The sequence below is a fragment of the Intrasporangium sp. genome (assembly GCF_035280925.1).
Taxonomy (GTDB): domain Bacteria; phylum Actinomycetota; class Actinomycetes; order Actinomycetales; family Dermatophilaceae; genus Intrasporangium.
The window spans coordinates 1-22091 of sequence record NZ_DATEEY010000220.1 but is presented as its reverse complement, the minus strand read 5'-3'; the positions used below and the strand labels follow the sequence as shown (position 1 = coordinate 22091).

The window sequence follows — 22091 nt, the reverse complement described above, 5'->3', positions numbered from 1 at the left end:
CCCGCTCCTGAGCAGGTTCTTACCCGCCGAGGCCCTGCGAGGAACCGCTGCGATCCGGGCTCGCGAGGGTTGGGTACGGTTCCGGACATGGCAGGCCTCACCCCAGGGCAGCGTGTCCCCACCCCGGTGTTGCGAACGTCATGGCTGGTGGCGGGATTCGTGCACTGGCGAGTGCCGACCCACTCGATCCAGGCGCTGTTGCCGCCAGGCCTCACCGCGGACGTTCATGGCGGCTCCGCGTGGATCACGTTGGCCCCGCATGTCATGGCGGAGATGCGGCCGCTGGGACTTCCGTTGTTGCCCGACCTCAGAGGCGTCCTCGGTGGATGCCTGCCTGACCTGTCCAGCGCTCGGGAGATCAACCTGCGCACCTACGTCCGTGGCCCGGACGGAAGCGATGGGCTGTGGTTCTTCTCGCTGGACGTCGCCAATCTTGCGGTGGCCGCAGCGGCTCGCGCCTTCGCCGGTGCTCCGTACTTCGCGTCGCGCGTGCGCCTCGATCGAGCGGAGGGGGCCGTGCGGTATGCCGGGTCGCGAACCGGTCGGCCCGAGCTCTTCGACCTCACCATCCAGCCTGGCCCAGCCATGGAGCCCTCAGAGCTGGACGTCTGGCTCACCGGGCGCTGGCGCGCCTACACCATGCACCTGGGAAGCCTCCTGGTCACGCCGGTCGAGCACGAGCCCTGGCCGCTGCGATCCGCAACGCTGCAGTCCTGCCGCGAGGGCCTCACCGCGGCCGCCGGACTGCCCACTGTCCAGGACCCGGTGGTGCACTTCTCCGAGGGCGTGACCGCGGTGCGCGTCGGACTGCCGCGGGTCGTGCGGTGAGAGACCCGCGGGCTGATCTCACGAGACGACGGCGTCGACCGCCTTCTTGAGTGCGCTGGGCTGCGCGGGCGAGCGAGGCGCCCGCTTCTTCGCCTCGAGCAGTTGCTCGCCGAGGTCCTGGAGCTGCTTGCGCCCGAGCTTCTCACGCACCTTGGGGAACCACTCGCTCTCCTCCTCGTCCATGTGGTGCGTGACGCTCTCGATGAGGACCATGGTCTTGGCCTTGAAGCGCTCATCGGCCGGGTTCATCCCATAGAGCTCCATCGTCAGCACGTCGGCCACGTGGTGCTCCTCGTACGACTCGAGGATGTCGTCCTCGAGCTCAGGCAGCAGCGCGCGCACCTCGGGGTACATCACCTCGTTCTCGATGTAGGTGTGCATGGTCAGCAGCTCGATCACCTTGCCCACGATCTGGCTGCGGCGTGCCTCCGTCGTCGAGCTCTTCTGGAACTCACGGAAGAGGGTGCGAACCTCGCGGTGGTCGTCGCGAAGGATGACGATGGCGTCGGTGGACATGGTGCCTCCTCGGTGGCCGGTGGGTGAAAGGCGTGCGGGCTCGCCGGGGGCGGACCAGCACGACCATGGGTTACCCCGTCGTGCGCAGCTGTAGCGGGCCCGCAGAGCCGATCCGGCTTCAGGGCTCGTCTGAGATGAACCGCCGGAGCTGCTCCTGCCAATGGGCCAGCTGCGCCGGGTAGTAGTCGTCCCATGCCGCGAACTCCGTGCCCTCCAGCACGGCACTGAGTCGATCCAGGTAGTACTCCCAGCCGGGGCCGTAGCTGCTCGCCGCCTCGTCGGCGGGGTCGACGACTTGCCGGAAGACCAGCGTGGTGAGGCCACCCTTCTCAGCCAGATCGACCGCCAGCCGCCATGAGCCGGCGGCCTGGAACGACTCGACGTCGAGGTGGCTCGGAGGGTCGCAGCCATGGATCAGCACGTCTTCGGGCTCGCTCGCGCCCTCGGCGCTCATCACGAACGCCACCCGCTTGCCCGCACCGGGTTCGCCCGTCCAGGTGCCGATCCAGCGGTCCATCCGCTGCGGATCCACCACGGTGTCCCACACGTCCGCGACCGGGGCGCGGAAGGTCCGCTCGATGACGATGACAGGTCCGCTCGCCGACGGCTCGACGCGGCCGGTCGCTTCGATGGTCATGCGCTGTTCTCCTCGCGCGTGCCTGGTGTACCGACCCAGTCTCCAGCAGGTGGACGCGGCCGGTACAGCCGCTCCCGGAGCTGCCGCGCACCGCGTCGGTGGAGGAGCCATCCCCCGGCGATCAGGAGCGACCCGAAGAACAGGAAACCGAGGTCCCACGAAAGCGGGCCGCCCACGTCGTCGCGCACGTGATGGATGCCAAGGAGGTGGTGGTCGACCAGACCCTCGACGACATTGAAGATCCCCCAGCCCAGCATCATCAGCCCCAGGTGGAAGCTCCAGTTCGGCGCGAGCCGCCCGCGCCACCGCTCGACGATGGTCACGACGACGGCTGCCACGACCAGCAACCACATGGCGAGGTGGAAGAAGCCGTCAGCGAGCGTGTTGACCTCGAGCCCGGCCACAGTGGTGACCGGGTAGGCCGGGACATCGCTGACCATGTGGTGCCACTGCAGGATCTGGTGCAGCACGATCCCATCGATGAATCCGCCGAGGCCGAGCCCGAAGAGGACTCCCGGCGCCCTGCTCGGCAGCCGTGCATCGTCCACCCGTTCATGCCCTTGTCCGCCGCTCATGTGAGGGGCGTACCCGTGGTGAGCGCGCGGTCCCAGACGGGAAGGCGGACGCGTTGGCAGGTGCTCGGTGGCATGCGCCGGTTTCCTGCCATGCATTCGTTGGGGCATGGTGAGGGTATGGCCGTGGACCAGGACGAGATCGAGCGAAAGTACGACGTCGGCTCGGAGGTCGTGTTCCCCGACCTCTCGGCCGTTGGGGGAGTGCGCTCGGTCGGTCAGGCCCAGGAGTTCCGGCTCGAGGCGGTCTACTTCGACACTCCGGGACTCGACCTGGCGCGCAGGGGACTGACCCTGCGACGCCGCAGTGGGGGCACGGACGAGGGGTGGCACCTCAAGCTGCCCAGGTCCGGGGACAGCCGCACCGAGGTGCATGAGCCGCTGGGGGATGCAGGGGACAGCGTGCCCGCCGCCCTTCGTGCCCGTGTGCGCGCTCTCGTGCGCGACCGTCCGCTCGTCCCGGTTGCCGAGGTGAGCACCGTCCGTCGTGAGTACGCCCTGCAGGACGGAGAGGGCGCCGTCCTGGCCCGAGTCTGTGACGACGAGGTGCAGGCGGCACCGCTCGCTGCTGTCCAAGAGGCCGCTGAGTCGGCCGACCGGGAGGCAGTGCAGTCGTGGCGCGAGTGGGAGCTGGAGCTCGACGGCGGGTCCGAGGACCTGCTCGACCTCGTGGAGGAGCAGCTGCTGGCCGCAGGTGCCTCCCCGGCCGCATCCGCGTCCAAGCTGAGCCGCACGCTGGGTGACGTCGTGGGCGACGCACTCGCGAAGCCGTCGGACAAGGAGCTGCGGAAGGGCAGTGCCGGGCAGCTCCTCCAGACGCATCTGGCCGAGCACATCGCTCGGCTGCACACACAGGACGCGGCCGTGCGGACCGGTGAGGCCGAGGGCGTCCACCAGCTGCGGATCGCGGCACGTCGGCTGAGGTCCGCGCTCGTCACCTGCCGCCCACTGCTCGACCGGGAGGCAACCGACCTCGTGCGCGACGAGCTGCGCTGGCTCGGCGAGGCGTTCGCCCCCGCGCGAGACGCTCAGGTGTTGCGGGAGCACCTGAGGGATGAGCTGGCGCAGCAACCCGCTGACCTGGTGGTCGGCGCAGCGGCTTCGCGGATCGATGACCAGCTGAGTGCCGACTTCCGGATCGGTCGCGAGCGCGCCCTGGAGTGCCTCGACAGTGACCGGTACCTGCACCTGCTCGACGCCCTGGACGAGCTCGTCGCCTCTCCACCGTTCACCGACGATGCCGACGAGCCCGCCAAGAAGGTCCTGCCCCGGCTGCTGGCCCGGGATGTCAGGAGGCTGCGCCGGGAGGTCGGTGCGATCGACTCGGCGGAGGACTCGACGGCACGCGACATCGCCTTCCACGAGGCGCGGAAGAAGGCCAAGCGCCTGCGTTATGCCGCCGAGATGGCAAAGCCAGTGCTCGGCAAGCGGGCCCGTTCCCTGACCAAGGCGGCCAAGAAGATCCAGACGGCGCTCGGGCTGCATCAGGACTCCGTCGTCGCCCGCCAGCGGCTCCGCGAGCTGGCCATGCAGGCCCATCTGGCCGGTGAAAACGCCTTCACCTACGGGCGTCTGCACGCCTTGGAGCAGGCTCGGGCAGAACGCGTCGAAGCGGACTTCTCCGACGCCTGGCGTAGGTTCCGGCACAAGCAGCTGCACCGCTGGACGGGGAAACGCGCTTGAATCGCACAGGCGCCGGGCGTTTTGCTGGGTGCCATGACTGAGCACGTGACCCGCGTCGGGCGGGCGATGGACGCCGACTCCTACCTGGCGACCGATCACACCGTCTGGTTCGACGAGATACCGGACCGCACCGCGGAGGAGCAGCTCGTCGGCCTGCCCGAGAGCCAGCGGTTCGCGGCGGAGGTCGATGGCGCGGAGCCGGGCAGCTATGCCGGGATCTACGGTGTCTTTCCGCTGACCCTCGCGATACCCGGGCCGGAGGTGAGCACCCGATCGGTTGCCTGTGCCGGCCTGACCTGGGTTGGTGTCCATCCCGATCATCGGCGCAAGGGCGTGCTCACCGCGATGGTCCGGGACCACCTCGAGCGGGTTCACGAGGACCGGGGCACTCGCGTCTCTGCCCTCCACGCCAGCGAACCGACGATCTACGGCCGGTTCGGCTATGGCCTGGCATCGACGGAGCTGCACGTCACCCTGGGACGTGGCACGACGCTGACGGCACCGCACCTGGAGGACGCGGCTGCCGAGGTCACCACGCAGCTGGCGACAGCCGCGGATCCGAACGTCTCCAAGCGGATGCGCGAATGCCATCTGGCCCATGCCGACCTGGGCTCGGTGGTCGGCGACGCAGGCTACTACGCACGGATCTGCAACCTGCCGCCGGAGCAGCTGCGGGACCAGGAGCCGCGGCGGGTTCTGTTCGCCCGGCGGGACGGGACCGACGTCGGGTTCGCCATGTTCCGCCGCAGCCACAAGTGGGACAAGGCCCGGCCGGCGGGCGACCTCGACGTGTGGGCAGTGGTCGGTGACGCCGCCGCTCAGCTGGCCCTGCTCCGACGGCTGGTCGACTTCGACCTGATGGGGACGGTCAAGGTGCGCACCGTCGGGGTCGACGACCCCTTGCTCCACTGGGTCGGCGGGCCGAGGGCGACCTCCGATGTCGAGACCTACGACGGTCTGTGGGTCCGACTCGTCGACCTGCCCGAGGCGCTGCAGGACCGGACATGGCGAGCGCCGTGCGACGTCGTGGTCGAGGTCGAGGACGCCAATGCCCCGTGGAACCAAGGGACCTGGCGCATTCGCGCCAGCGAGGATGACCAGGCCACTGTCGAGCGCACCACCGCCGAGGCCGACCTGCACCTGCCGGTCGGTGCCCTCGGCGCCGCATACCTCGGCGGCGCCAACCTCGTCGCGATGCAGCGCGCCGGCCTCGTGGCGGAACGCCGGCGCGGTGCGACCGCCGAGCTGTGGCGCGCCCTGCGCACCGAGACCGTACCCGCCGCTGCGGTTCCCTTCTGACGACGTCCCGCTCGTCAGTGACTGCGGGAGGGAACCGACTCTGCCGTATGCCGCTGGGCCGGCTCAGCGGCATACCCCTCGGTTGGCATGTTGCTGAGTGCGGCTCGGCTTGCCCCGCCAGGCAAGTGAACAGTCGTGGCCGAAAGCTGTTCACTCGATTGGTCGGGCCGGTTGTGCCAGTTGGGCCACCCGGGTGGCCAGCACCGCGATGTCTGCCGGGCCAGTGCCACAGCAGCCGCCGACACAGTGCGCGCCGGCGGCAACCCACGACTCGACGAGGTCGAGGTCGATCGGGTCGCCGTGGACCCATTGCCGAGCAGGTCCTTCCCACCCGCCGCCCCGGTTGGGATAGGCGACGGCGGGTCTTCCTGTCGCCGCCACGGCCGCCTGGATGGCGCCGAGCACGTCGTGCTGCGCGGAGCAGTTGACGCCCGCGAACACGATCGAGCGGGAGCCGGCGAGGGCGGCATACGCTGCATCGAGCGGCTGGCCCGCACCGGTCGTGGTGCCGCGCACCGAGTAGCTGAACCATGCCGGGACGTCGAGCTCGTCGAGCAGCTCGACCAAGACCTCCGCCTCGACGACGTCGGGGATCGTCTCGACGGCGATGAGGTCGGGTTGCGCGCTGGCGAGCAGGTCGAGCCGCCGTCGGTGGAAGTCGCGCAGACGCGTCCGGGGGACGCCGTAGTTGCCTCGATACTCCGAGCCGTCGGCGAGGAAGGCGCCGTAGGGTCCGACGGACGCAGCGACGAGTCGACGGGACCCGGTGTCGGCGAACTCGTCGCGCACCTCCTGCGCGAGAGTGACGCTGCGGGTGATGAGCCGACGTGCCTCGGCTTCGGAGCAACCCGCGGCGACGAGGCCCTCGACGCTGGCCTGGTAGCTGGCCGTCGTCGCCACCTGCGCCCCCGCCAAGAAGTACGCGCGATGAGCCGCGGCGATGCGCTGCGGATCGTCGACCAGGAGGCGCGCCGTCCAGAGGTCGCCGCCGAGGTCAGCGCCCTGCTGCTCGAGTGCTGTGGAGAGCCCACCGTCGAGCACGACGACCGGTGTGGGCGCTGGCTGCCTGCTGGCCATCCCCTCATGATCCATCGCCGAGCCTGACGCTTGAAGGACGGGAGGAGACACGCGTGGCCGTATGCCGCTGGGCCGGCTCAGCGGCATACGCCTCGCTCGGCTTGTGGCTGAGTCCTTCTCGACGTTGGGCTGCCTGGCTCAGGAGTAGGCGGCGGGTCCCAGTGCCAGTGGAGGGTGTGGCTCGCGGTGAGCGGGTGTGTTGCAGGGGCTGAGTCACTCAGCGATGGGGAGCGGCCTCTCGCAGCAGCCCACCCAGCCACGTGCGCAGCTCGTCGTCCGCCAGCCACGGGTTCCAGATCACGTCCATCCCCAACCCGCCGATCGGGAAAGGGAACTCATGGGTGCGAAGGTCGAGGTGCCGCAGTGCGGTCACGACCGAGTTCCGTTGGAACCCCACGCCACCGGCGGCCGCGATGACGTGCGGGATGAGCAGCGTGTCCGAGACCCGGGCACGGACGGTGTAGCGCACCCCCCGCTCCTCGAGGATCTCGTAGGGGCGGGTGCGGAAAGTGGAGTACTCGAGAACGACGTGCGGGAGGGTTTCGAGCAGCTCGGCGACGGGAAGGTCGGGCACGTCCGGCCGGGTCACGACGACCCACCGGTCGTCGTAGAGGCGCTCGCGGGCGAAGGGTGCGGTGAAGACCTCCGACAGGAGGATGGCGTCGATGCCCTCCTGGGTGAAGACCGAGTCCGACACCGAGAGCACTGGCATCGTGCGCAGTCGCAGCACGACCCGGGGCGCACGCTCGGCCAGCAGCTGGGCGATCTCACCACCGAGGACGGAGGCGGTGCTGCTCGTCATCGCCAGCGTGATCGGACGCCGATCAATGGCCGGGTCGAAGGGGGTCGGGCGCACCACCTGGACCGCCTGCCGCAGCGTCCGCCGCAGCGGTGCGACGAGCTCGATCCCGCGGGGAGTCAGCGCCATGCTCGCCCCCTGCCGCAGGAGCAGCTCGTCACCGAGGAGCCGCCGCATCCTCCGTAACGCGTGGCTCATCGCCGGCTGCGTCATGCCCACGCGCGCCGCGGCTCGGGTCACCGACCGCTCCTCGAGGAGGGCGAGCAGTGGAACGAGCAGGTTGAGGTCAATCGCCGCGAGCCGGGCCAGCTCGGCGTCCTCGGCTCCGCCGCCGCGCTTTCGCGCGCCCTTGGTATGAATCTCAGACATGTAGACCATGCTAAACATGTATTGGACGACGAGCGCTCCGTCTACCCACACTTGATACGCCGTCAAGTGACCCGACACGATGTAGTGGAGAGCGCCCATGCAGTTGATCCTCGACCAACCACGCTGCGAGGGCCACGGCCTCTGCGAGGAGGCCGCGCCGACGCTGATGCACCTGGACGACGAGGGCGATCTCGTCCTCGACGTCGAGCAGATCGACGACCAGGACCTGGACGCCGCCAGAGCCGCTGTCCGCGTGTGCCCCGTCGCCGCCCTGCGTCTGGAGTGACCATGGCGCGCCCCCAGCGGATCGTCGTGCTCGGCCACGGCATCGCCGCACTCACTGCCGCGGAGTCCTTGCGGGACAACGGGTTCGACGGCGAGCTCACCATCATCGGCGACGAGCCCCACGCGCCGTACAGCCGACCCGCGCTGTCCAAGGCTGCTCTCCTCGACGACGACCTCACCGCACTGTCGCTCCCGCCGTCCACCCACGGGGCCGCCGAGCTGCTCGGGAGGCGGGCGGTCCACGTCGACCTCGACCGCTCCCTCGTGCGACTCGACGACGGCGAGGAGCTGCCGTGGGACGGCCTTGTCGTCGCCACTGGCTCGCGGGCCCGCAGGCTCGTGCCGCCCGGTCTGGCGGCAGGCCCGGAGAAGCCAGAGGAGCTGACGCTGCGCGGCCTCGACGACGTCCGGTTGCTGCGCCGTCGGCTGGAGGGGCGCCCGTCGGTGATCGTGGTCGGCGGTGGCCCGCTGGGGATGGAGATCGCCTCTGGCGCGGTGAAGGCGGGCTGCACCGTCACCCTCGTCTCGGAGGAGCCGCCCCTGCTGCGGCACCTTGGCCCCGACCTCTCGGAGCTCCTGGTGACGGCCGCCCTCGAGCGTGGCCTGCGCCTCGTGCCGGCACCATGTGCGCAGATCCGTGGCAGCGGGCTGCAGTCCCAGGTCGTGCTGGACGACGGCTCGGTCGTCGAGGGCGACGTGGTGATCACGGCCGCCGGAGACCTGCCCAACCTCGAGTTCCTCGCCACGAGCGGGTTGCTGACCGACGGCCGGCTCGAGGTCGACTCGCGCGGCAGGGTCCTCGTCGGAGGGTGGGCCCGGCCGGACGTGGTCGCCGCTGGCGACGTGGCGACGTTCCCTACCGGTCGCGGCACCATGCGTGTGCCGTTGTGGACGGCGGCCATCGACCAGGCCAAGGTCGCTGCGCCGGCCCTGCTGCTCGGCGGCTCAGCGCCCGAGCTCGACTTCCGTCCGTACTTCTGGACCGAGCAGTGGGGTCTCAACCTCAAGGCCAGCGGCCAGCTGCCGCCCGTCGGGTCACCTGAGGTGGTCGACGGCGACCTCAGCGCCGGCTCGGCCCTGCTCCGTTGGGCTCCGGACATCCCCGACGGACCAGGCGCTGCCGTGGCCGTCAACTACCGCATCCCCGTCCCACGGCTGCGCCGCCTGGCCTACCCGGCGGCGGCGCCCGATCGCGTCGCCGTCTGAACGCCCGGACCCTTCCATCCCGACCACTCCCACCCTGAACCGAACCCACCACCGAGGTACCGACATGACCGCTACGCCCGCCACCACCGAGACGGCCCCGGCGAGATCAGCCATTGACCTGTTCTCCGACGAGGTGCTGATCGACCCCTACCCCGCGTTCGCCGAGCTCCGTGAGACCGCCTCGGTGGTCTACCTGGAGACCAACCGGGCGTGGGCGCTGACCCGCTACGACGCGATCCGTGACGCCCTCGGCGACCCGGCAACGTTCTCGTCCAACAAGGTCGCGTTCAACGACGACATGAACCACGCGCTCGAGGGCACCAGCCTCACCACCGACCCGCCGGACCACGCCCGCCTGCGCGCGGCGCTGACCGAGAACCTGTCGCCCCGGGCGCTGCGCTCCCTCAAGGCCGAGATCGACGAGAAGGCCGACCGGATGGTTGCCGGCCTCGTCGAACGTGGCAGCTTCGACGGGATCGATGATCTCGCCCGGGCGTTCCCCATCCTCGTCGTCGCCGACATGATCGGGGTCCAGGGCGAGGTCCGGGCCAACATCCTGCGGTGGGGCGAGGCGGCCTTCAACGTGCTCGGCCCGATGAACCAGCGCACCATCGACAACTTCCCGATCGCAGGCGAGCTGTTCCAGTGGGCCACCACCGTGCAGGCGAGCGACCTGACCGAGGGCAGCATGGGCCGGGCGATCTTCGCCGCGGCCGAGCGCGGCGACATCCCGATGGAGAGCTGCGGCCACATCATCCACCAGTACGTCGCCGCCGGTGTGGACTCGACGATCGCCACGCTCGGCAACGCCCTGGCACACCTTGGTGCCCACCCCGACCAGTACGAACTGCTGCGCGAGGACCCCTCCCTCATTCCGTCGGCGCTCAACGAGGTCCTGCGCTACGAGGGCCCGGTGCACGCTTTCGGGCGCCTCGTCAAGGAGGACGTCGACGTCGACGGCACGGTCATCCCCGCCGGCGAGCAGGTCGCGGTCCTCTTCGGCTCCGGCAACCGCGACCCCCGTCACTACGAGGACCCGGACAGCTTCCTCGTGCGCCGCAACCCGCTCGACCACCTGTCCTTCGGCTACGGTGTGCACGGTTGCGCGGGCCAGGGACTGGCCCGGCTCGAGATCCACGCGGTGCTGAACGCGCTGGTCAAGCATGTCAAGCGGTACGAGGTCGGCCCGTCGACGCGCAACATCAGCAACATGATGCGGAGCCTGGACACGCTGCCGGTGACGATCGTCGAGCCCGCCTGATCATCTCGTGGGCCGCTGGGCTGGGACCGCGCCCGACGCGCGGCACCGAGCCCAGCGGCATACGCCATGAGACGTATGCCGCTGAGCGCGCGCCCGCTCGCAGGTGGCCTCTGCAGGAGCCACCCGCCCATTGGTCGCTCAACGGTAGGAGTAGCAGCCCTCGCTGCCGGTCCTGCTGAGGCCGAGGTGGTAGGGGTCTGCCTGCCGCTCCACCCCGATCGAGAGAACAGGATCCGGTCCCAAAGCTGTTCTCTCGATCAGGCGCGGACGGGCAGCATCCCGCCGGCCGTGACGGCCGAGCAGGTCAAGGGGTTCCCAGGTCACCCCGCGGGTTCCAGGCGACTGATGTTCGTCCAGCCCGTCCAGCCGCGCTCCTCGAGCAACGACAGCATGCGCTGCGCGCCCGGGAAGGAGTCGATGAACGCCGCGTCGAGCAGGGCAACCAGGTCGTCGCTGACTGGGGCGACATCCTCCACCCCCTCGAACTCGGTCGCCGCCGCCTCGATGAACGCGGCGACGCGGTCGGCGAGCGCCGGCAGCCGCGGATCGTCCGGCCCGCAGTCGACGAGGTCCCCGATGTCGAGATACAGCCGACGGAGCCCCTCGTTCTCGATCTGCACCCGCTTGATCGCCATGAGGGCGGGCACCTCCTCAGGCATCTTGGCCGCGATGAGGATCCAGCTGTCGCGCTCGATCTCGACCAGCCGCTCATGGAATCCGAGCTCGCGCATCCGGTCGAGGTAGGCGACCGCCTCAGGCGGCAGGGCAAGACTGTCGCCTGAGGCGAGCTGCGCGATGCGTTCCCGGGTGCGCTGGCGTTCTCGGATCTCGGCGCGCAGGCGGCGGTCGATGTCCTCGACCGCCGACGCGAAGTCCTGCTCACCAGCCGCCAGCAGCTCGCGCACCCGCGACAGCGGCACGCCCGCGTCGGCCAGGGTGCGGATCTTGACGAGCTCGACCACCGCGGCCGCGTCGTAGCGCCGGTAGCCGGACTGGTCCCGCTCGGGCTCAGGCAACAGTCCCTTGGCGTGGTAGTGGCGGACCGCACGCACCGTCACGCCCGCATACGACGCGAGCTGGCTGATCGTCAGCATGGTCCCATTCTCGGACCTCGACGCAGGTCGTCGGTGGTGTCAGGCGATCTTGGTGCGGTAGGTGCGGATCGCGAGGGCGTAGGCCACGGCCAGCAGGCCGACGCACCAGCCGAGGGCGACCCAGCCGTCGTTTCCGACCGGCTGATCGGCGTAGAGGTTGCGCAGGGTGTTGACGATCGGGGTGACCGGCTGGTGCTCGGCGAACCAGCGCACCGGACCGGGCATGCCTTCCGTCGGCACGAAGGCCGCGCTGATGAACGGCAGGAAGATCAACGGGTAGGAGAACCCGCTGACCCCGTCGACCGACTTCGCGGTCAGCCCCGGGATCACGGCCAGCCAGGTCAGCGCCAGCGTGAAGAGGACGAGGATCCCGACGACCTCGAGCCACGCGAGCAGTCCGGCGCTGGAGCGGAAGCCCATCGCCAGGGCGACCAGTATGACCAGCGCGAGCGAGACGAGGTTCGCCACGACCGAGGTCAGGACGTGGGCCCACAGCAGGGCGGACCGGGCGATCGGCATCGACTGGAACCGTTCGAAGACGCCAGTCGAGACATCGGTGAAGATCCGGAAGGCGGTGTAGGCGATGCCCGAGGCGACGGTGATGAGCAGGATCCCGGGCAGCAGGTAGTTGACGTAGTTGCCGCCGCCGACATTGATCGCCCCGCCGAAGACGTAGACGAACAGCAGGAGCATGGCGATCGGCGTGATGGCGGTGGTGATGATCGTGTCAGGGCTGCGCAGGATGTGGCGCAGGGACCTCCTCGTCAGCACCGTGGTGTCGTTCAGTGCGTGGGTGGTCATGCGTCGGTCCTCTCTCGATGGTGGGGTTCGCCGACGATCGCGAGGAAGACCTCTTCGAGGGTCGGCTGCTTCTCGACGTACTCGACCGTGGCCGGCGGGAGCAGCTGCTTGAGCTCGGCCAAGGTGCCGTTCGCGATGATCCGGCCCTCGTGCAGGATCGCGATCCGGTCGGCGAGGTGCTCGGCCTCCTCCAGGTACTGCGTGGTGAGCAGCACGGTGGCGCCCTGGCCCGCCAGCTCCCGGATGGTCTTCCAGACCTCGTTGCGCGACTGCGGGTCGAGCCCCGTCGTGGGCTCGTCGAGGAAGAGCACGGGTGGGCTGCCGATGAGGCTCATCGCGATGTCGAGGCGACGCCGCATGCCACCGGAGTAGATGCCCACCCTCCGCCCGGCCGCGTCGGTCAGCGCGAACCGGGCGAGCAGCTCGTCCGCGATCCGACCCGGATCCTCGAGCCGTCGCAGCTGGGCGACGAGGACGAGGTTCTCCCTCCCGGTGAGGATCTCGTCGACGGCGGCGAACTGCCCGGTGAGGCTGATGGACTCGCGGACCTCCGCCGGGTGGGTGGCGACGTCATGACCGTTGACCGAGGCGGTCCCGCCGTCCGCCTTGAGCAGGGTGGACAGGATCTTCACCGTCGTCGTCTTGCCGGCGCCGTTGGAGCCGAGCAGCGCGAAGATGGAGCCCGGGGGCACGCTCAGGTCAACGCCCCGGAGCACCGCGTTGTCCGCGTAGGACTTGGTCAGTCCGACGATCTCGATGGCTGGTTTCGTGGTCATGAGACGAGCGTGCAACGTTGACCCTGCGTCATGGTCAAGCGATATCCGAAGACACGTCCCAGCCAGCCGAGACGGGTGGTCACGCGCGCTCGCGAGCGAGCTGAGCGGCATACGGCCGTATGCCGCTGAGCCGGCCCCGCGCGAAGGTGACCTGCCAGCGTGCCGCCGGCGTGTCGTTGCTCCGTTCGAGGACCTGCCCGTCGTTCAGCTGAGCCAGCCGCCCCGCACGTCCTCGCCAGACGGCACGGGTTCCAGGACGTTTCCAGGAGTCGGCCCGACGGGATTGCGGGAGAGGCCGGAGAGTCGCATGAGCGGCCGCACGAGGACATCGAAGAGGCCGGGCATCGCCCGGAACGCGAAGACCACGAACGGATTCGAGACCCCCACGTCCCGGTCGCGAACGGGACGGTCCAGGGCCGCGGCGACCGCTTCGGCGACCCGTTCAGGGGTTGTCACCGGTGGTGGCGGCCGACCGTTCACGCCGACGTACGTCCCGGCTTGGCGGTAGACCGGTGTGTCGACCGAGCCGGGCGTGACCAGGCTGACGGAGATCCCCGGCGAGCCCCGTGCCTCGATCTGCAGAGCCCGAGCAAGGCCATGCACCGCCCACTTGGCGGTGACGTACGAGCTCATGTACGGCGTGGCGATCTTCCCCAGGAGCGACCCGAGCAGGACGAGGCTCCCGCAGCCCCCGTTGGCGCGGAAGTGGGCCAGCGCGCTTCGTGAGACATTGACGGTGCCGCCCAACGTCGTGTCAAGGGCTCGGTCGAAGACCTCGGCCGGCACGTCTTCGAAGCGTCCGTAGGCGAGTGCGGCGGCGGAGTGGACCACCGCGTCCAGCGGCCCCAGCGCGGTCGATGCCTGACGGAAGGCACGTTCGACCGCTTCGGCGTCGGCGACGTCTGCCACCACGACGCAGGTGTCGGCACCACGCGACCGGCACTGCTCCTGCACGAGCCGCAACGTCTCCTCCGAGCGCGAGACCAGGGCGATTCCCATCCCGGGACGGGACAGGCGCAGGGCGGTGGCCCGGCCGATGCCGCTTGACGCCCCGGTGATGAGGACCGTGGAGCAGCTCGGGGTCGGGGCAGACTCGCCGCGTCGATGCAGGGAGAGGGCTCGCACGTCGTACCTCCAAGGGTGCCGATGGATCACATCCTGAGCCATACCCAGCTCGGCTTCAGCGTGCGCCCATGGGACACCGGCCACCCCGCCCGTGCAGGCAGCGAACCGCCAGACGTTGGGACTCGTCTCTCGTGGTGACGATAATTGGACCGGGAGGAGTCGTCATGACAGGGACGCGGTTGGCATTGGGAGCTGGGGGTGTCCTCATCACCCTGGCAACGCTTGGCGCCGCGTCCGGGCCCCATGGGCGCACCAGCACTCCCACACCGGCCGCGACCACGGCCACGGTGGAGGTGCCGTCGGCGGATGCTCCCGCGCCGGAGGAGGCGGCTGCGTTCGAGCCGGCCTACGCGTACCCGATCTCGGACGCCCAGTGGGCCAGGATCACGGCAACAGGGACGTGGCGGCCGGGGTGTCCGGTGGGCCGCGCCGGGCTGACGAACGTGTCCGTGCCGCACTTCGGGATGGACGGCACGTACCACCGAGGCACCGTCACGGTGAACCTGGATGTCGCGCTCGACGTGGTTCAGGCGTTCAACTCCCTGGCGGCCCAACGCTTCCCGATCCGGCAGGCCGTGCCGATCGAGAACTACGGCGGCTGGGACGGCGAGAGCGGGCGTGCGGACAACACGACCGCATTCAACTGCCGGAAGCCCGCGGAGGCAAATGCCCCCGCGGAGGCCTCTCCGCACGCCAACGGACGCGCCATCGACATCAACCCTCGGGAGAACCCGTGGATCCAGCCCCGGACCGGGGCCTGGGAGCCGGATGGGTACTGGACCGGGTCGCGGCGCACGGCGGCCAACGAGAGGTTCGGGCTCATCGTGCCCGGCGGGACCGTTCACAAGGTCTTCACGGAGCTGGGGTGGTCGTGGTCTGGGCTGTCTCGCAGCCGCGATGCCATGCACTGGGACACGGGGTACCCCAGCAGGCCCAGACCCTGAACTCTCCGGCCCCCGTGGTCTCTCGTCAGGCTGGAAGCCTCCAGATCTGGTGTGTGCCCGCGACACAGTTGGTGATGACAGCCGTGGAGCCATTGCCGATTCGCCGTCCAGTGACGTCGAGGCAGCGGGCCGATGCGACATTCCTCAGTTCCCCGGCCTGGGTGGCGGTCCACTGCTGGACGGATGCTCCGGTGCAGGTGGCCACCTCGACCACCGTGCCGCTGGTGAGGGTGCCGCCGCGCAGCGACAAGCAGGTGTGGCTCAGCGAGTTGACGATGGTGCCATTCCCCTCGAGCGTCCACTGCTGGTCAGCCGACCCGGAGCAGGTCCAGACGGAGACCACCGTCTTGTCCTTCTTGTTCGGGTTGATGTCGAGGCACTTGCCGCTACCTGCGCCGACGATCTGCCCAACCGGGTCGGTCGGGGCGCCCGGCGTGACAGTGACAGTCACCGAGTCGAGCGCCGTCAGCTGGCCGTCCGAGACCCGCAGCGCCGCGGTGACGGTGCCCGCCGTGAGGTAGGTGAACGACGGCGAGACGCTGGTCGAGTCATCGAAGGCCGCGTCGCCGTCCAGGTCCCAGGCATAGGTGAGGAGGGTGCCGTCAGGGTCGCTCGAACCTGCCCCGCTGAACTGCACAGTGAGCGGTGCGGTGCCACTTGTGGGGGTGGCCGTCGCGACCGCGACCGGCGCCGTGTTGGTGGCGTCCTTCGGGGTGATTCGGAGCGAGCTCACCGAGTTGTCATAGCCGGCGGGCAGCGCGTTGTGGATGCCCGGCCCCAGATCCGTGCACCCGACGAGGAGGTCATCTGTGCAGATCGTGGCCTGCCATCCGTTCGCCACGTCGATCGAGCTCATCATGTCGTTGCCGATGAGGCCGAGGCTGCCCCTGGAGGTCTGCCAGGTGCCCGGTTCGAACGGCTGCTGCGTGCCGGTGCGGCTCGCATCCCGGTAGGCGACGGCGGCCGGGCTGCCGTTTCGGGCTCCAGCGCTTGTTGCCGATCCGCGTTCGGGGCTGGTCACCTTGATGATCGGGGCGATGGCCGGGACGCCGTCGGAGTCGACCGCGAAGAGCATGTAGTAGCCCGGCGGTGCCTCGGCAGGGTTGGCCGGGGCCGCGACCGTCAGGCCTCCCGTGCCTGCGGTGAAGCTGAGCGGGACGTACCGCTGGCTCTGGTCCTGCGAGTGGGTCGGCGCACCGAGGCGCACGAGCCCGACCTTGGCGATACGGGCCGCGTCGGGGCTGCTGACGGTGAAGGTGCCGTCGAGTGCGACCGTTGTCTGGGAGAGCGAGACCGATGGGCGGGTGGCCAGGTTGCCACTGCCGTCCCGCGCATAGAGGTAGGGCGGTGTGAAGACCTGCATGTTCTTCTCGAGGTAACCCTGTGCATGGCACGAGCCGCAGATCCCGCCGCCGCCGTCGAGGACTCGACCGTCTGGCAGGAGGAGGGTCGTGGCGTGGTACTGCCGCACGACGCTCGCGCTGGCCAGCTCGGTCCAGGTGTTCGTCGCGGGATCCCACCGCTCCGCGGCGAAGACCGCCTTGCCGAGGTTGATGAGACCGTCACCCGTCTCGTACATGCCGCCCGTGGCGAGGACCGACCCGTCGGCGAGGAGGGTCATGTTGTGCTGACGCCGTCGGTTGAGCATCGAGGCTGCGGCCGTTACCTGCAGGCCGCCCGACCGGGTGTCGATGATGCTTGCCGATGCGTACGGCACGTTGACACCGCCGACGCTCTGCGAGCCGCCGCCTGCGACGATCGTCAGTCCGGGGCCGTAGGTCGCGTAGCTGCCGTAGCTGCGACCGATGCCGTCGCGGGCGAGGGCTGTCTCCTGCGCACCGGTTCCCCACCAGGAGAATCGGCGGATGCTGTTGTCCGGGCCGGAGTACAGGACGCGGGTGTCGGGGCTCGACTGGATCCATGGGTAGACCCGGCCGGACGCCGCGGTGATGCCGGGCAGCTGGCCGATGCTGCCGTCCGTGCGTCGGATCTCGGCCAGCGTCGGCCCGCCGCCGACGATCAGGGCCTGACCATCCATGAGGGCGGCGACCGAGGGGTACCAGCGCTCGCCCGTCATGTCCGGCCCTCGGGTCCACGCCATCGTGTTCCAGTCGAAGATGTGGGTCAGCCGGATGCCGTTGAGGCTGGAGTCCTTGTTGCCGCCAGCCACGAAGATCCGACCGTCGGCGAGCTGGACGAAGCCGGCGCAGAAGATGTTCGAGCCCGCGACGTCGATCCGGGTCGACGTTCCGGTCGCCGGGTCGAAAACGGCCGCCCGGGTGAAGGTGTGGTCCGGGAAGCTCTCGGTCGGAGCGTCGCCGACGGAGTCCCACATGAGGATCTTGCCGTTGGGCAGGAGCGCCGTGAACACCGGGACGACCGCCGCCGGCAGGATCGGGCCCCACGTGCCACTGACCTCTGGGCCGGCGAGCTCCGCGGCAGCCGCTTTGCTCGCGGCCGGTCCCGTGGCCGGTCGCTTGCCGACCTTCGGGTCCGCCGACTTCTCGAGCTCGTCCACGGAGACCCCGACGAGGTCGTCCTCGGCATGCGCCCTTCCGGGGTCGTCAGCGGCGTGGGCGCTTCCGTGGTCGTGCGCGGCTTGGTGCCCGCTGGTGTCTGCTGCCGCATGAGCCTCGGCGGGGTCGGCGTGAGCCGGGGCTGAGGCGGCGGCCATGCCAAACCCCAGCACGAGTGCGAGCGAGCCGATGAGGGCCGTGAGGGCCTCACGACGGCTTCGGCGAGAGCGGGAACTGCTCATGACGACCCCTTGGGTGAGTGGGTGCAGCGCTGAACATCCCCGATGACGCCAACGGTAGGCATGCGCGCACCCCGTGTCCTCGAAACGCTGACATCACGAGGGGCGGGCCCGCCTGCTCCGCGCCGGGTCCAGAGCACCGCCTTGGGCGTCCACGACCTGCGGGGGGCGGTCGCCTCGGCGGGTGAGCCGCAGCGATCACGCGCCGTCTGAGCGGGGCTCGGCGGGGAGCAGCCCAAGACCGACGAGCCGTATGCCGCTGAGCCGGCTCAGCGGCATACGGCTCAGTTCGTCTGTGGCGCAGTCCAATGCGGCCACCCGAGTGCTCAGGAGAGCAGGTCGGGCCGGGTCTCCACGCGGCCCCGGCGCGACAGGTAGCCGTGCCAGAGCAACCGGGCCGCCGTCGAGCGCAGCGGCCGCCAGCGCTCGCCGAGGACGGTGAGTGATGCCGGATCCGGCACTGCGGCGAGTCCGAGCGCCTCGGCCGCAGCGACCTGCAACGCCCGGTCTCCGGTGGGCCAGAGATCGGGCCGCCCGAGGCAGGCCAGGAGGTAGACGTCCGCGGTCCACGGTCCGATGCCGGGCAGGGCGACCAGGGCCCGGTGCACTTCGTCGTCGGGGAGCTCCGCCAGGCCGTCGAGGTCGAGCGTGCCGTCCAGCACGGCGGCGGAGAGCGCCCGCAGGTAGCGGTCCTTCTGGCGCGAGACACCGCTGGCGCGGAGGACCTCCGGCGTGGCCTCCGCGAGCAGCTCGGGTGACATGCCGCCGAGGCGTTCGGCGAGACGCGAGTACGCGGCCGCCGCGGAGGCGAGGCTCACCTGCTGCTCGAGGATGAACAGGACGAGCGCCGGGAAGCCCGGTGGGCGGGTCCACAGCACCGGACGACCGTGCTCGTGCACGATGCGTGCGAGGTCCGCGTCGCGGGAGACGAGGTCCTGGACTGCCTGGCCGAAGCTGCTGTCGTCCATGGTCCGTGCAGTACATCACCCCGAAGGGGCGAGCCGGCATCCCCTCGGGAGTGAGCTTGCCATCGTCACATGCGCTGCCGGCTGCCCCGCCGATGTCACAAGCGCTGCGCCTATCTCGTCATATGTCTGTCAGAGAAGTTCGGGCCAGACAGGAAGGCAGCGACCGATGAGGGTTTTCGTGGCGGGTGGCAGCGGGGTGCTCGGCCGGCGGCTGGTGCCGCAGCTGGTGGCGCGGGGCCATGAGGTGACCGCGACGACGACGAGCGACACCAAGCTGGAGCTGCTCGCGGCGCTCGGGGCCAAGGGCGTCGTCATGGACGGGCTCGATGCGGTGTCGGTGGGGGAGGCGGTGGCGTCGGCGCAGCCCGACGTGATCGTCCACCAGATGACATCCATCGCCCCGAAGGCGGACCTCAAGCACATGGACAAGTGGTTTGCCGTGACCAACCGGCTGCGCACCGAGGGCACGGAGCATCTGCTCGCCGCCGCAGAGGCGACCGGGGTGCCCCACGTCGTGGCGCAGAGCTATGGCAGCTGGAACGGGATCCGCCGCGGCGGCTGGGTCAAGACCGAGGAAGAGCCGACGGATCTGGCCGAGGGAACTCCCGCGCACGTCGGGTCCATGGCCATGAGGCACGTCGAGGAACGCGTCGTCTCCGTCGGCGGCGCGGCCCTGCGCTACGGCTGGTTCTACGGTCCTGGTGCCATGGACGGGCTTGTCACGCCGGTCCGCAAGCGCCAGTTCCCGCTCGTCGGCGGCGGGACGGGCTACACGTCGTGGATTCACCTCGACGACGCTGCGAGCGCCACCGTGCTGGCGGTGGAGCAACGGGCCACCGGAGTGTTCAACATCGCGGACGACGAACCGGCGCCCGTCAACCAGTGGTTGCCCTATCTGGCCGACGCGGTCGGAGCCAAGCCACCGATGCGGCTGCCGGTGTGGCTCGCCCGACCACTCGCCGGATCAGTCGCGATCATCATGATGACCGAGGGGCGGGCGTTCTCGAATGCCAAGGCCAAAAGGGTGCTGGGTTGGCAGCTGCGCTATCCGTCATGGCGCCAGGGCTTCAAGGCCGAGCTGGAAAGGGCCGAGGCGGCCTGACAGGAGTCTGAACGGGTGGTCGGCTGCGATATCAGAGGCAGCGATGCCGGAATGAACGTAGTGCGTGAAGACCGGCGCGTGGCTGCCCACCCTCGTCGAGGAGCGTGACGTCCTCAGCGGCTCGCACTAACCTTCGAGGGCCCTCGGTTGCCGCGGCAGAATCGGTGTCAACTGCCCGCTACAACGGGTGTCGCATTCGGCTGTCGCCGTTCGTGGGGTAGGTGAACGCGGTCCACCGGGTCCGCCAGAGCAGGAGGAGCAGTCATGGCCGAGTACCTCATCTACTTCAACCAGCAGTGGGTGGGCGAGCACACCGAGGAGTGGTTCCGCAGCCGCGGACCGCTGGCCATGGCGGTCGTGGACGAGATGAGGGCTGCCGGCGTGTACGTGTTCGCCGGGGGGCTGGAGGAGGACGGCCCGGTCCACAGCGCCGACCCCACCAGTGGCAAGGTCGTCATGACCGACGGACCCTATGTCGAGACCAAGGAGTTCCTGGGCGGGTTCGCGGTGGTGGACGTGGCCGACGACGAGGCCGCCAGGATGTGGGCCGGACGGCTCGCGCAGGGATGTGGATGGCCCCAGGAGGTGCGCCGGTTCGGAACCCAGCCCCAGGCCGAGTGACTCCGTCTTCAGCACCCATGGAAGCGCACTCATCTGCCGCGATCCGGGCTGATCTGGGGATGAATGGGATACGGATGCCGCCGGGACCGCCAGCTTGATCGAGGCCTGCGAGATGTTGCTGGCGAAGGCGGGAATCCACAGCCGGCTCGAGCGACCACCGGCCATCTGTTTCCTCGACATCACCGGCTACCCGCGGCTGACCCAGGAACGCGGTGATGAGGCGGCGGCCGACCTGGCGCTTGCCGGGCTGCCACCCGCGCACGTGGGGCTGCACTCATGGCCGGTGCTCTTTCAGTAGGGTGACTATTTCGGCCAGACCGCGGACCTCAGCGCTCGCATCGCAGACTACGCGCGGCCCGGCGAGGCCCCGGTCAGCCAAGCGGTTGCAGACGCTTCGCACGAGAACGGGATCATGCTCGGAGACACCGGCCCGGTGGAACTCAAGGGGTGACCGCACCGACGCACCTGCTGCGGGCCGACGTGGCGTGAAACGAGGCGTCTCCGGGCGCGCCAGCGCCACAGGTGGACGCCCGACGCAGCTGCTGCCCAGCCACCGCGTGACCGCGCTCCCGCAGGGAAGCCGGCTCAGCGGCATACGACATGCACGTATGCCGCTGACTTCCCTTCCAGCGCAAGCCCACGCTCGCCTCCGTTCCGTAGTCCTTCCGGATTTTTTTGACCCGCATGAACGCGCCTGTCGGGGTAACGGGATTTGCAAGGTGTCCTCGCCGAGGCGGGGACGCCTGACGAAGTGCTGTGCCCAATGACGACTATGCCTGGCCCTGGAGTGGCCGGACCGGCGCCGTGTCTGTGCCCACGTGGCAGGTCTCAGGCCGCAAAAGGCGGCTCTGGGGCTTTCGTGCCGGATGCGCAAAAGCCCCACATTCACGGCTGGGCGGCGATAGGGTCAGTCGTCGACCAGAAGCGCATGGTGCTGAGCTGCAGTCGCGGCTCGCGGTGGACAACCGAACACGGGAACCCCGTGTCAGCGGGGTAGGAGGAGGCAACTCATGCACGCGAAGGTGCTGTCCGTCGTTGCTGGCGGCGGCTTGGCCCTGGGACTGCTTGCAGCCCCGGCCTTTGCCCAGGACGACCCGAACCAAGGGAACCCGGATCTAGTTCTCACTGTGGATAATCCGGAAGTCTCCTGCGACGACCCGATGCCACTGCCGAAGGTCGAGGGAGACCTGGGGTCCACGATCGAATTCGAGGCGCAGAGCCCGATCGACAAGGTCACCGTGAAGTCCGGCTCGAAGGCGGAGTTCGTCTCCGCGGACTTCAGCCCAACTGGACCTCCGTACACGGGCACGATCACGCTCACGCAGGATGTCTCCAACTACGTGATCTGGGTCTGCGTGGAGACACCGACCACG

General features: G+C 69.6%; 22 protein-coding genes. 11 read left to right on the top strand and 11 right to left on the bottom strand.

What is annotated here, in order from left to right; genetic code table 11:
- Window positions 1-87 precede the first annotated feature (87 nt).
- Window positions 88-828, top strand: a complete 741-nt coding sequence (locus VJN29_RS19700) for a DUF2071 domain-containing protein (RefSeq protein ID WP_324145342.1) — start codon at window positions 88-90, stop codon at window positions 826-828.
- Window positions 829-846: 18 nt separating this feature from the next.
- Here VJN29_RS19700 and VJN29_RS19695 read toward each other — a convergent pair whose 3' ends face one another.
- The 3 genes from VJN29_RS19695 to VJN29_RS19685 all read right to left on the bottom strand — a co-directional run bounded on the left by VJN29_RS19695 (window position 847) and on the right by VJN29_RS19685 (window position 2556).
- Window positions 847-1344, bottom strand: coding sequence for a hemerythrin domain-containing protein (locus VJN29_RS19695; RefSeq protein WP_324145341.1), 498 nt, complete (start codon window positions 1342-1344; stop codon window positions 847-849).
- A 118-nt stretch (window positions 1345-1462) separates the two neighbouring features.
- Window positions 1463-1981, bottom strand: a complete 519-nt coding sequence (locus VJN29_RS19690) for an SRPBCC family protein (RefSeq protein WP_324145340.1) — start codon at window positions 1979-1981, stop codon at window positions 1463-1465.
- Complete coding sequence (locus VJN29_RS19685; protein WP_324145339.1) at window positions 1978-2556, bottom strand: DUF2243 domain-containing protein; 579 nt, start codon at window positions 2554-2556, stop codon at window positions 1978-1980. The genes VJN29_RS19690 and VJN29_RS19685 overlap by 4 nt, the downstream gene beginning before the upstream one ends.
- A 123-nt stretch (window positions 2557-2679) precedes the next feature.
- Here VJN29_RS19685 and VJN29_RS19680 point away from each other — a divergent pair, with 123 nt between their 5' ends.
- Together VJN29_RS19680 and VJN29_RS19675 are read left to right on the top strand one after the other, a co-directional pair.
- Entirely contained in the window at window positions 2680-4236 is a 1557-nt protein-coding gene (locus VJN29_RS19680) for a CYTH and CHAD domain-containing protein (protein ID WP_324145338.1), read from the top strand.
- Window positions 4237-4269: 33 nt separating this feature from the next.
- Window positions 4270-5535 (top strand): GNAT family N-acetyltransferase, encoded by a 1266-nt coding sequence (locus VJN29_RS19675; RefSeq protein ID WP_324145337.1) that lies wholly within the window; start codon window positions 4270-4272, stop codon window positions 5533-5535.
- A 150-nt stretch (window positions 5536-5685) separates the two neighbouring features.
- Here VJN29_RS19675 and mmuM read toward each other — a convergent pair whose 3' ends face one another.
- Window positions 5686-6612: a homocysteine S-methyltransferase gene (mmuM, locus tag VJN29_RS19670; RefSeq protein WP_324145336.1), complete on the bottom strand. Its 927-nt coding sequence runs from the start codon at window positions 6610-6612 to the stop codon at window positions 5686-5688.
- A gap of 217 nt (window positions 6613-6829) precedes the next feature.
- Window positions 6830-7780: a LysR family transcriptional regulator gene (locus VJN29_RS19665; protein ID WP_324145335.1), complete on the bottom strand. Its 951-nt coding sequence runs from the start codon at window positions 7778-7780 to the stop codon at window positions 6830-6832.
- Between the two features lie 97 nt (window positions 7781-7877).
- On the opposite strand from VJN29_RS19665, the gene VJN29_RS19660 reads away from it, so the two are divergent.
- The 3 genes from VJN29_RS19660 (at window position 7878) to VJN29_RS19650 (ending at window position 10532) form a co-directional block, all read left to right on the top strand.
- Complete coding sequence (locus VJN29_RS19660; RefSeq protein WP_324145334.1) at window positions 7878-8066, top strand: ferredoxin; 189 nt, start codon at window positions 7878-7880, stop codon at window positions 8064-8066.
- A gap of 2 nt (window positions 8067-8068) precedes the next feature.
- Window positions 8069-9271 (top strand): NAD(P)/FAD-dependent oxidoreductase, encoded by a 1203-nt coding sequence (locus VJN29_RS19655; protein ID WP_324145333.1) that lies wholly within the window; start codon window positions 8069-8071, stop codon window positions 9269-9271.
- 64 nt (window positions 9272-9335) lie between these two features.
- Window positions 9336-10532 (top strand): cytochrome P450, encoded by a 1197-nt coding sequence (locus VJN29_RS19650; protein ID WP_324145332.1) that lies wholly within the window; start codon window positions 9336-9338, stop codon window positions 10530-10532.
- 320 nt (window positions 10533-10852) lie between these two features.
- Here the strand turns inward: VJN29_RS19650 and VJN29_RS19645 are convergent, their stop codons facing one another.
- From VJN29_RS19645 to VJN29_RS19630, 4 genes are all read right to left on the bottom strand, one after another.
- Window positions 10853-11626: a MerR family transcriptional regulator gene (locus VJN29_RS19645; protein ID WP_324145331.1), complete on the bottom strand. Its 774-nt coding sequence runs from the start codon at window positions 11624-11626 to the stop codon at window positions 10853-10855.
- Window positions 11627-11665: 39 nt separating this feature from the next.
- Window positions 11666-12427: an ABC transporter permease gene (locus VJN29_RS19640; protein ID WP_324145330.1), complete on the bottom strand. Its 762-nt coding sequence runs from the start codon at window positions 12425-12427 to the stop codon at window positions 11666-11668.
- Window positions 12424-13203 carry an ABC transporter ATP-binding protein gene (locus VJN29_RS19635; RefSeq protein ID WP_324145329.1) on the bottom strand — a complete coding sequence of 260 codons (780 nt, stop codon included), beginning with the start codon at window positions 13201-13203 and terminating at the stop codon, window positions 12424-12426. The genes VJN29_RS19640 and VJN29_RS19635 overlap by 4 nt, the downstream gene beginning before the upstream one ends.
- Before the next feature lie 204 nt (window positions 13204-13407).
- Window positions 13408-14328 carry an SDR family NAD(P)-dependent oxidoreductase gene (locus VJN29_RS19630; protein WP_324145328.1) on the bottom strand — a complete coding sequence of 307 codons (921 nt, stop codon included), beginning with the start codon at window positions 14326-14328 and terminating at the stop codon, window positions 13408-13410.
- 164 nt (window positions 14329-14492) lie between these two features.
- Here VJN29_RS19630 and VJN29_RS19625 point away from each other — a divergent pair, with 164 nt between their 5' ends.
- On the top strand, window positions 14493-15272 hold the full coding sequence (locus tag VJN29_RS19625; protein WP_324145327.1) for a M15 family metallopeptidase: 780 nt from the start codon (window positions 14493-14495) through the stop codon (window positions 15270-15272).
- A 25-nt stretch (window positions 15273-15297) separates the two neighbouring features.
- Here VJN29_RS19625 and VJN29_RS19620 read toward each other — a convergent pair whose 3' ends face one another.
- Both VJN29_RS19620 and VJN29_RS19615 read right to left on the bottom strand, forming a co-directional pair.
- Window positions 15298-18030 carry a ricin-type beta-trefoil lectin domain protein gene (locus VJN29_RS19620; RefSeq protein ID WP_324145326.1) on the bottom strand — a complete coding sequence of 911 codons (2733 nt, stop codon included), beginning with the start codon at window positions 18028-18030 and terminating at the stop codon, window positions 15298-15300.
- A 323-nt stretch (window positions 18031-18353) separates the two neighbouring features.
- Window positions 18354-18995: a hypothetical protein gene (locus VJN29_RS19615; protein ID WP_324145325.1), complete on the bottom strand. Its 642-nt coding sequence runs from the start codon at window positions 18993-18995 to the stop codon at window positions 18354-18356.
- A 166-nt stretch (window positions 18996-19161) separates the two neighbouring features.
- Here VJN29_RS19615 and VJN29_RS19610 point away from each other — a divergent pair, with 166 nt between their 5' ends.
- The 4 genes from VJN29_RS19610 to VJN29_RS19595 form a co-directional block, all read left to right on the top strand.
- Window positions 19162-20097 carry an NAD(P)-dependent oxidoreductase gene (locus tag VJN29_RS19610; RefSeq protein ID WP_324145324.1) on the top strand — a complete coding sequence of 312 codons (936 nt, stop codon included), beginning with the start codon at window positions 19162-19164 and terminating at the stop codon, window positions 20095-20097.
- 264 nt (window positions 20098-20361) lie between these two features.
- On the top strand, window positions 20362-20718 hold the full coding sequence (locus VJN29_RS19605; RefSeq protein ID WP_324145323.1) for a YciI family protein: 357 nt from the start codon (window positions 20362-20364) through the stop codon (window positions 20716-20718).
- A 112-nt stretch (window positions 20719-20830) separates the two neighbouring features.
- Entirely contained in the window at window positions 20831-21016 is a 186-nt protein-coding gene (locus VJN29_RS19600; RefSeq protein WP_324145322.1) for a hypothetical protein, read from the top strand.
- A gap of 712 nt (window positions 21017-21728) precedes the next feature.
- Window positions 21729-22091: hypothetical protein (locus VJN29_RS19595; protein ID WP_324145321.1), on the top strand; the 363-nt coding region annotated here is incomplete at its 3' end.

Coding starts and splice junctions, on each gene's coding strand:
- VJN29_RS19665 (WP_324145335.1), bottom strand. CDS start 7,780: ATGTCTGAGATTCATACCAAGGGCGCGCGAAAGCGCGGCGGCGGAGCC.
- VJN29_RS19610 (WP_324145324.1), top strand. CDS start 19,162: ATGAGGGTTTTCGTGGCGGGTGGCAGCGGGGTGCTCGGCCGGCGGCTG.
- VJN29_RS19600 (WP_324145322.1), top strand. CDS start 20,831: ATGTTGCTGGCGAAGGCGGGAATCCACAGCCGGCTCGAGCGACCACCG.
- VJN29_RS19655 (WP_324145333.1), top strand. CDS start 8,069: ATGGCGCGCCCCCAGCGGATCGTCGTGCTCGGCCACGGCATCGCCGCA.
- VJN29_RS19640 (WP_324145330.1), bottom strand. CDS start 12,427: ATGACCACCCACGCACTGAACGACACCACGGTGCTGACGAGGAGGTCC.
- VJN29_RS19660 (WP_324145334.1), top strand. CDS start 7,878: ATGCAGTTGATCCTCGACCAACCACGCTGCGAGGGCCACGGCCTCTGC.
- VJN29_RS19645 (WP_324145331.1), bottom strand. CDS start 11,626: ATGCTGACGATCAGCCAGCTCGCGTCGTATGCGGGCGTGACGGTGCGT.
- VJN29_RS19695 (WP_324145341.1), bottom strand. CDS start 1,344: ATGTCCACCGACGCCATCGTCATCCTTCGCGACGACCACCGCGAGGTT.
- mmuM (WP_324145336.1), bottom strand. CDS start 6,612: ATGGCCAGCAGGCAGCCAGCGCCCACACCGGTCGTCGTGCTCGACGGT.
- VJN29_RS19650 (WP_324145332.1), top strand. CDS start 9,336: ATGACCGCTACGCCCGCCACCACCGAGACGGCCCCGGCGAGATCAGCC.
- VJN29_RS19620 (WP_324145326.1), bottom strand. CDS start 18,030: ATGAGCAGTTCCCGCTCTCGCCGAAGCCGTCGTGAGGCCCTCACGGCC.
- VJN29_RS19615 (WP_324145325.1), bottom strand. CDS start 18,995: ATGGACGACAGCAGCTTCGGCCAGGCAGTCCAGGACCTCGTCTCCCGC.
- VJN29_RS19605 (WP_324145323.1), top strand. CDS start 20,362: ATGGCCGAGTACCTCATCTACTTCAACCAGCAGTGGGTGGGCGAGCAC.
- VJN29_RS19690 (WP_324145340.1), bottom strand. CDS start 1,981: ATGACCATCGAAGCGACCGGCCGCGTCGAGCCGTCGGCGAGCGGACCT.
- VJN29_RS19700 (WP_324145342.1), top strand. CDS start 88: ATGGCAGGCCTCACCCCAGGGCAGCGTGTCCCCACCCCGGTGTTGCGA.
- VJN29_RS19625 (WP_324145327.1), top strand. CDS start 14,493: ATGACAGGGACGCGGTTGGCATTGGGAGCTGGGGGTGTCCTCATCACC.
- VJN29_RS19675 (WP_324145337.1), top strand. CDS start 4,270: ATGACTGAGCACGTGACCCGCGTCGGGCGGGCGATGGACGCCGACTCC.
- VJN29_RS19685 (WP_324145339.1), bottom strand. CDS start 2,556: ATGAGCGGCGGACAAGGGCATGAACGGGTGGACGATGCACGGCTGCCG.
- VJN29_RS19635 (WP_324145329.1), bottom strand. CDS start 13,203: ATGACCACGAAACCAGCCATCGAGATCGTCGGACTGACCAAGTCCTAC.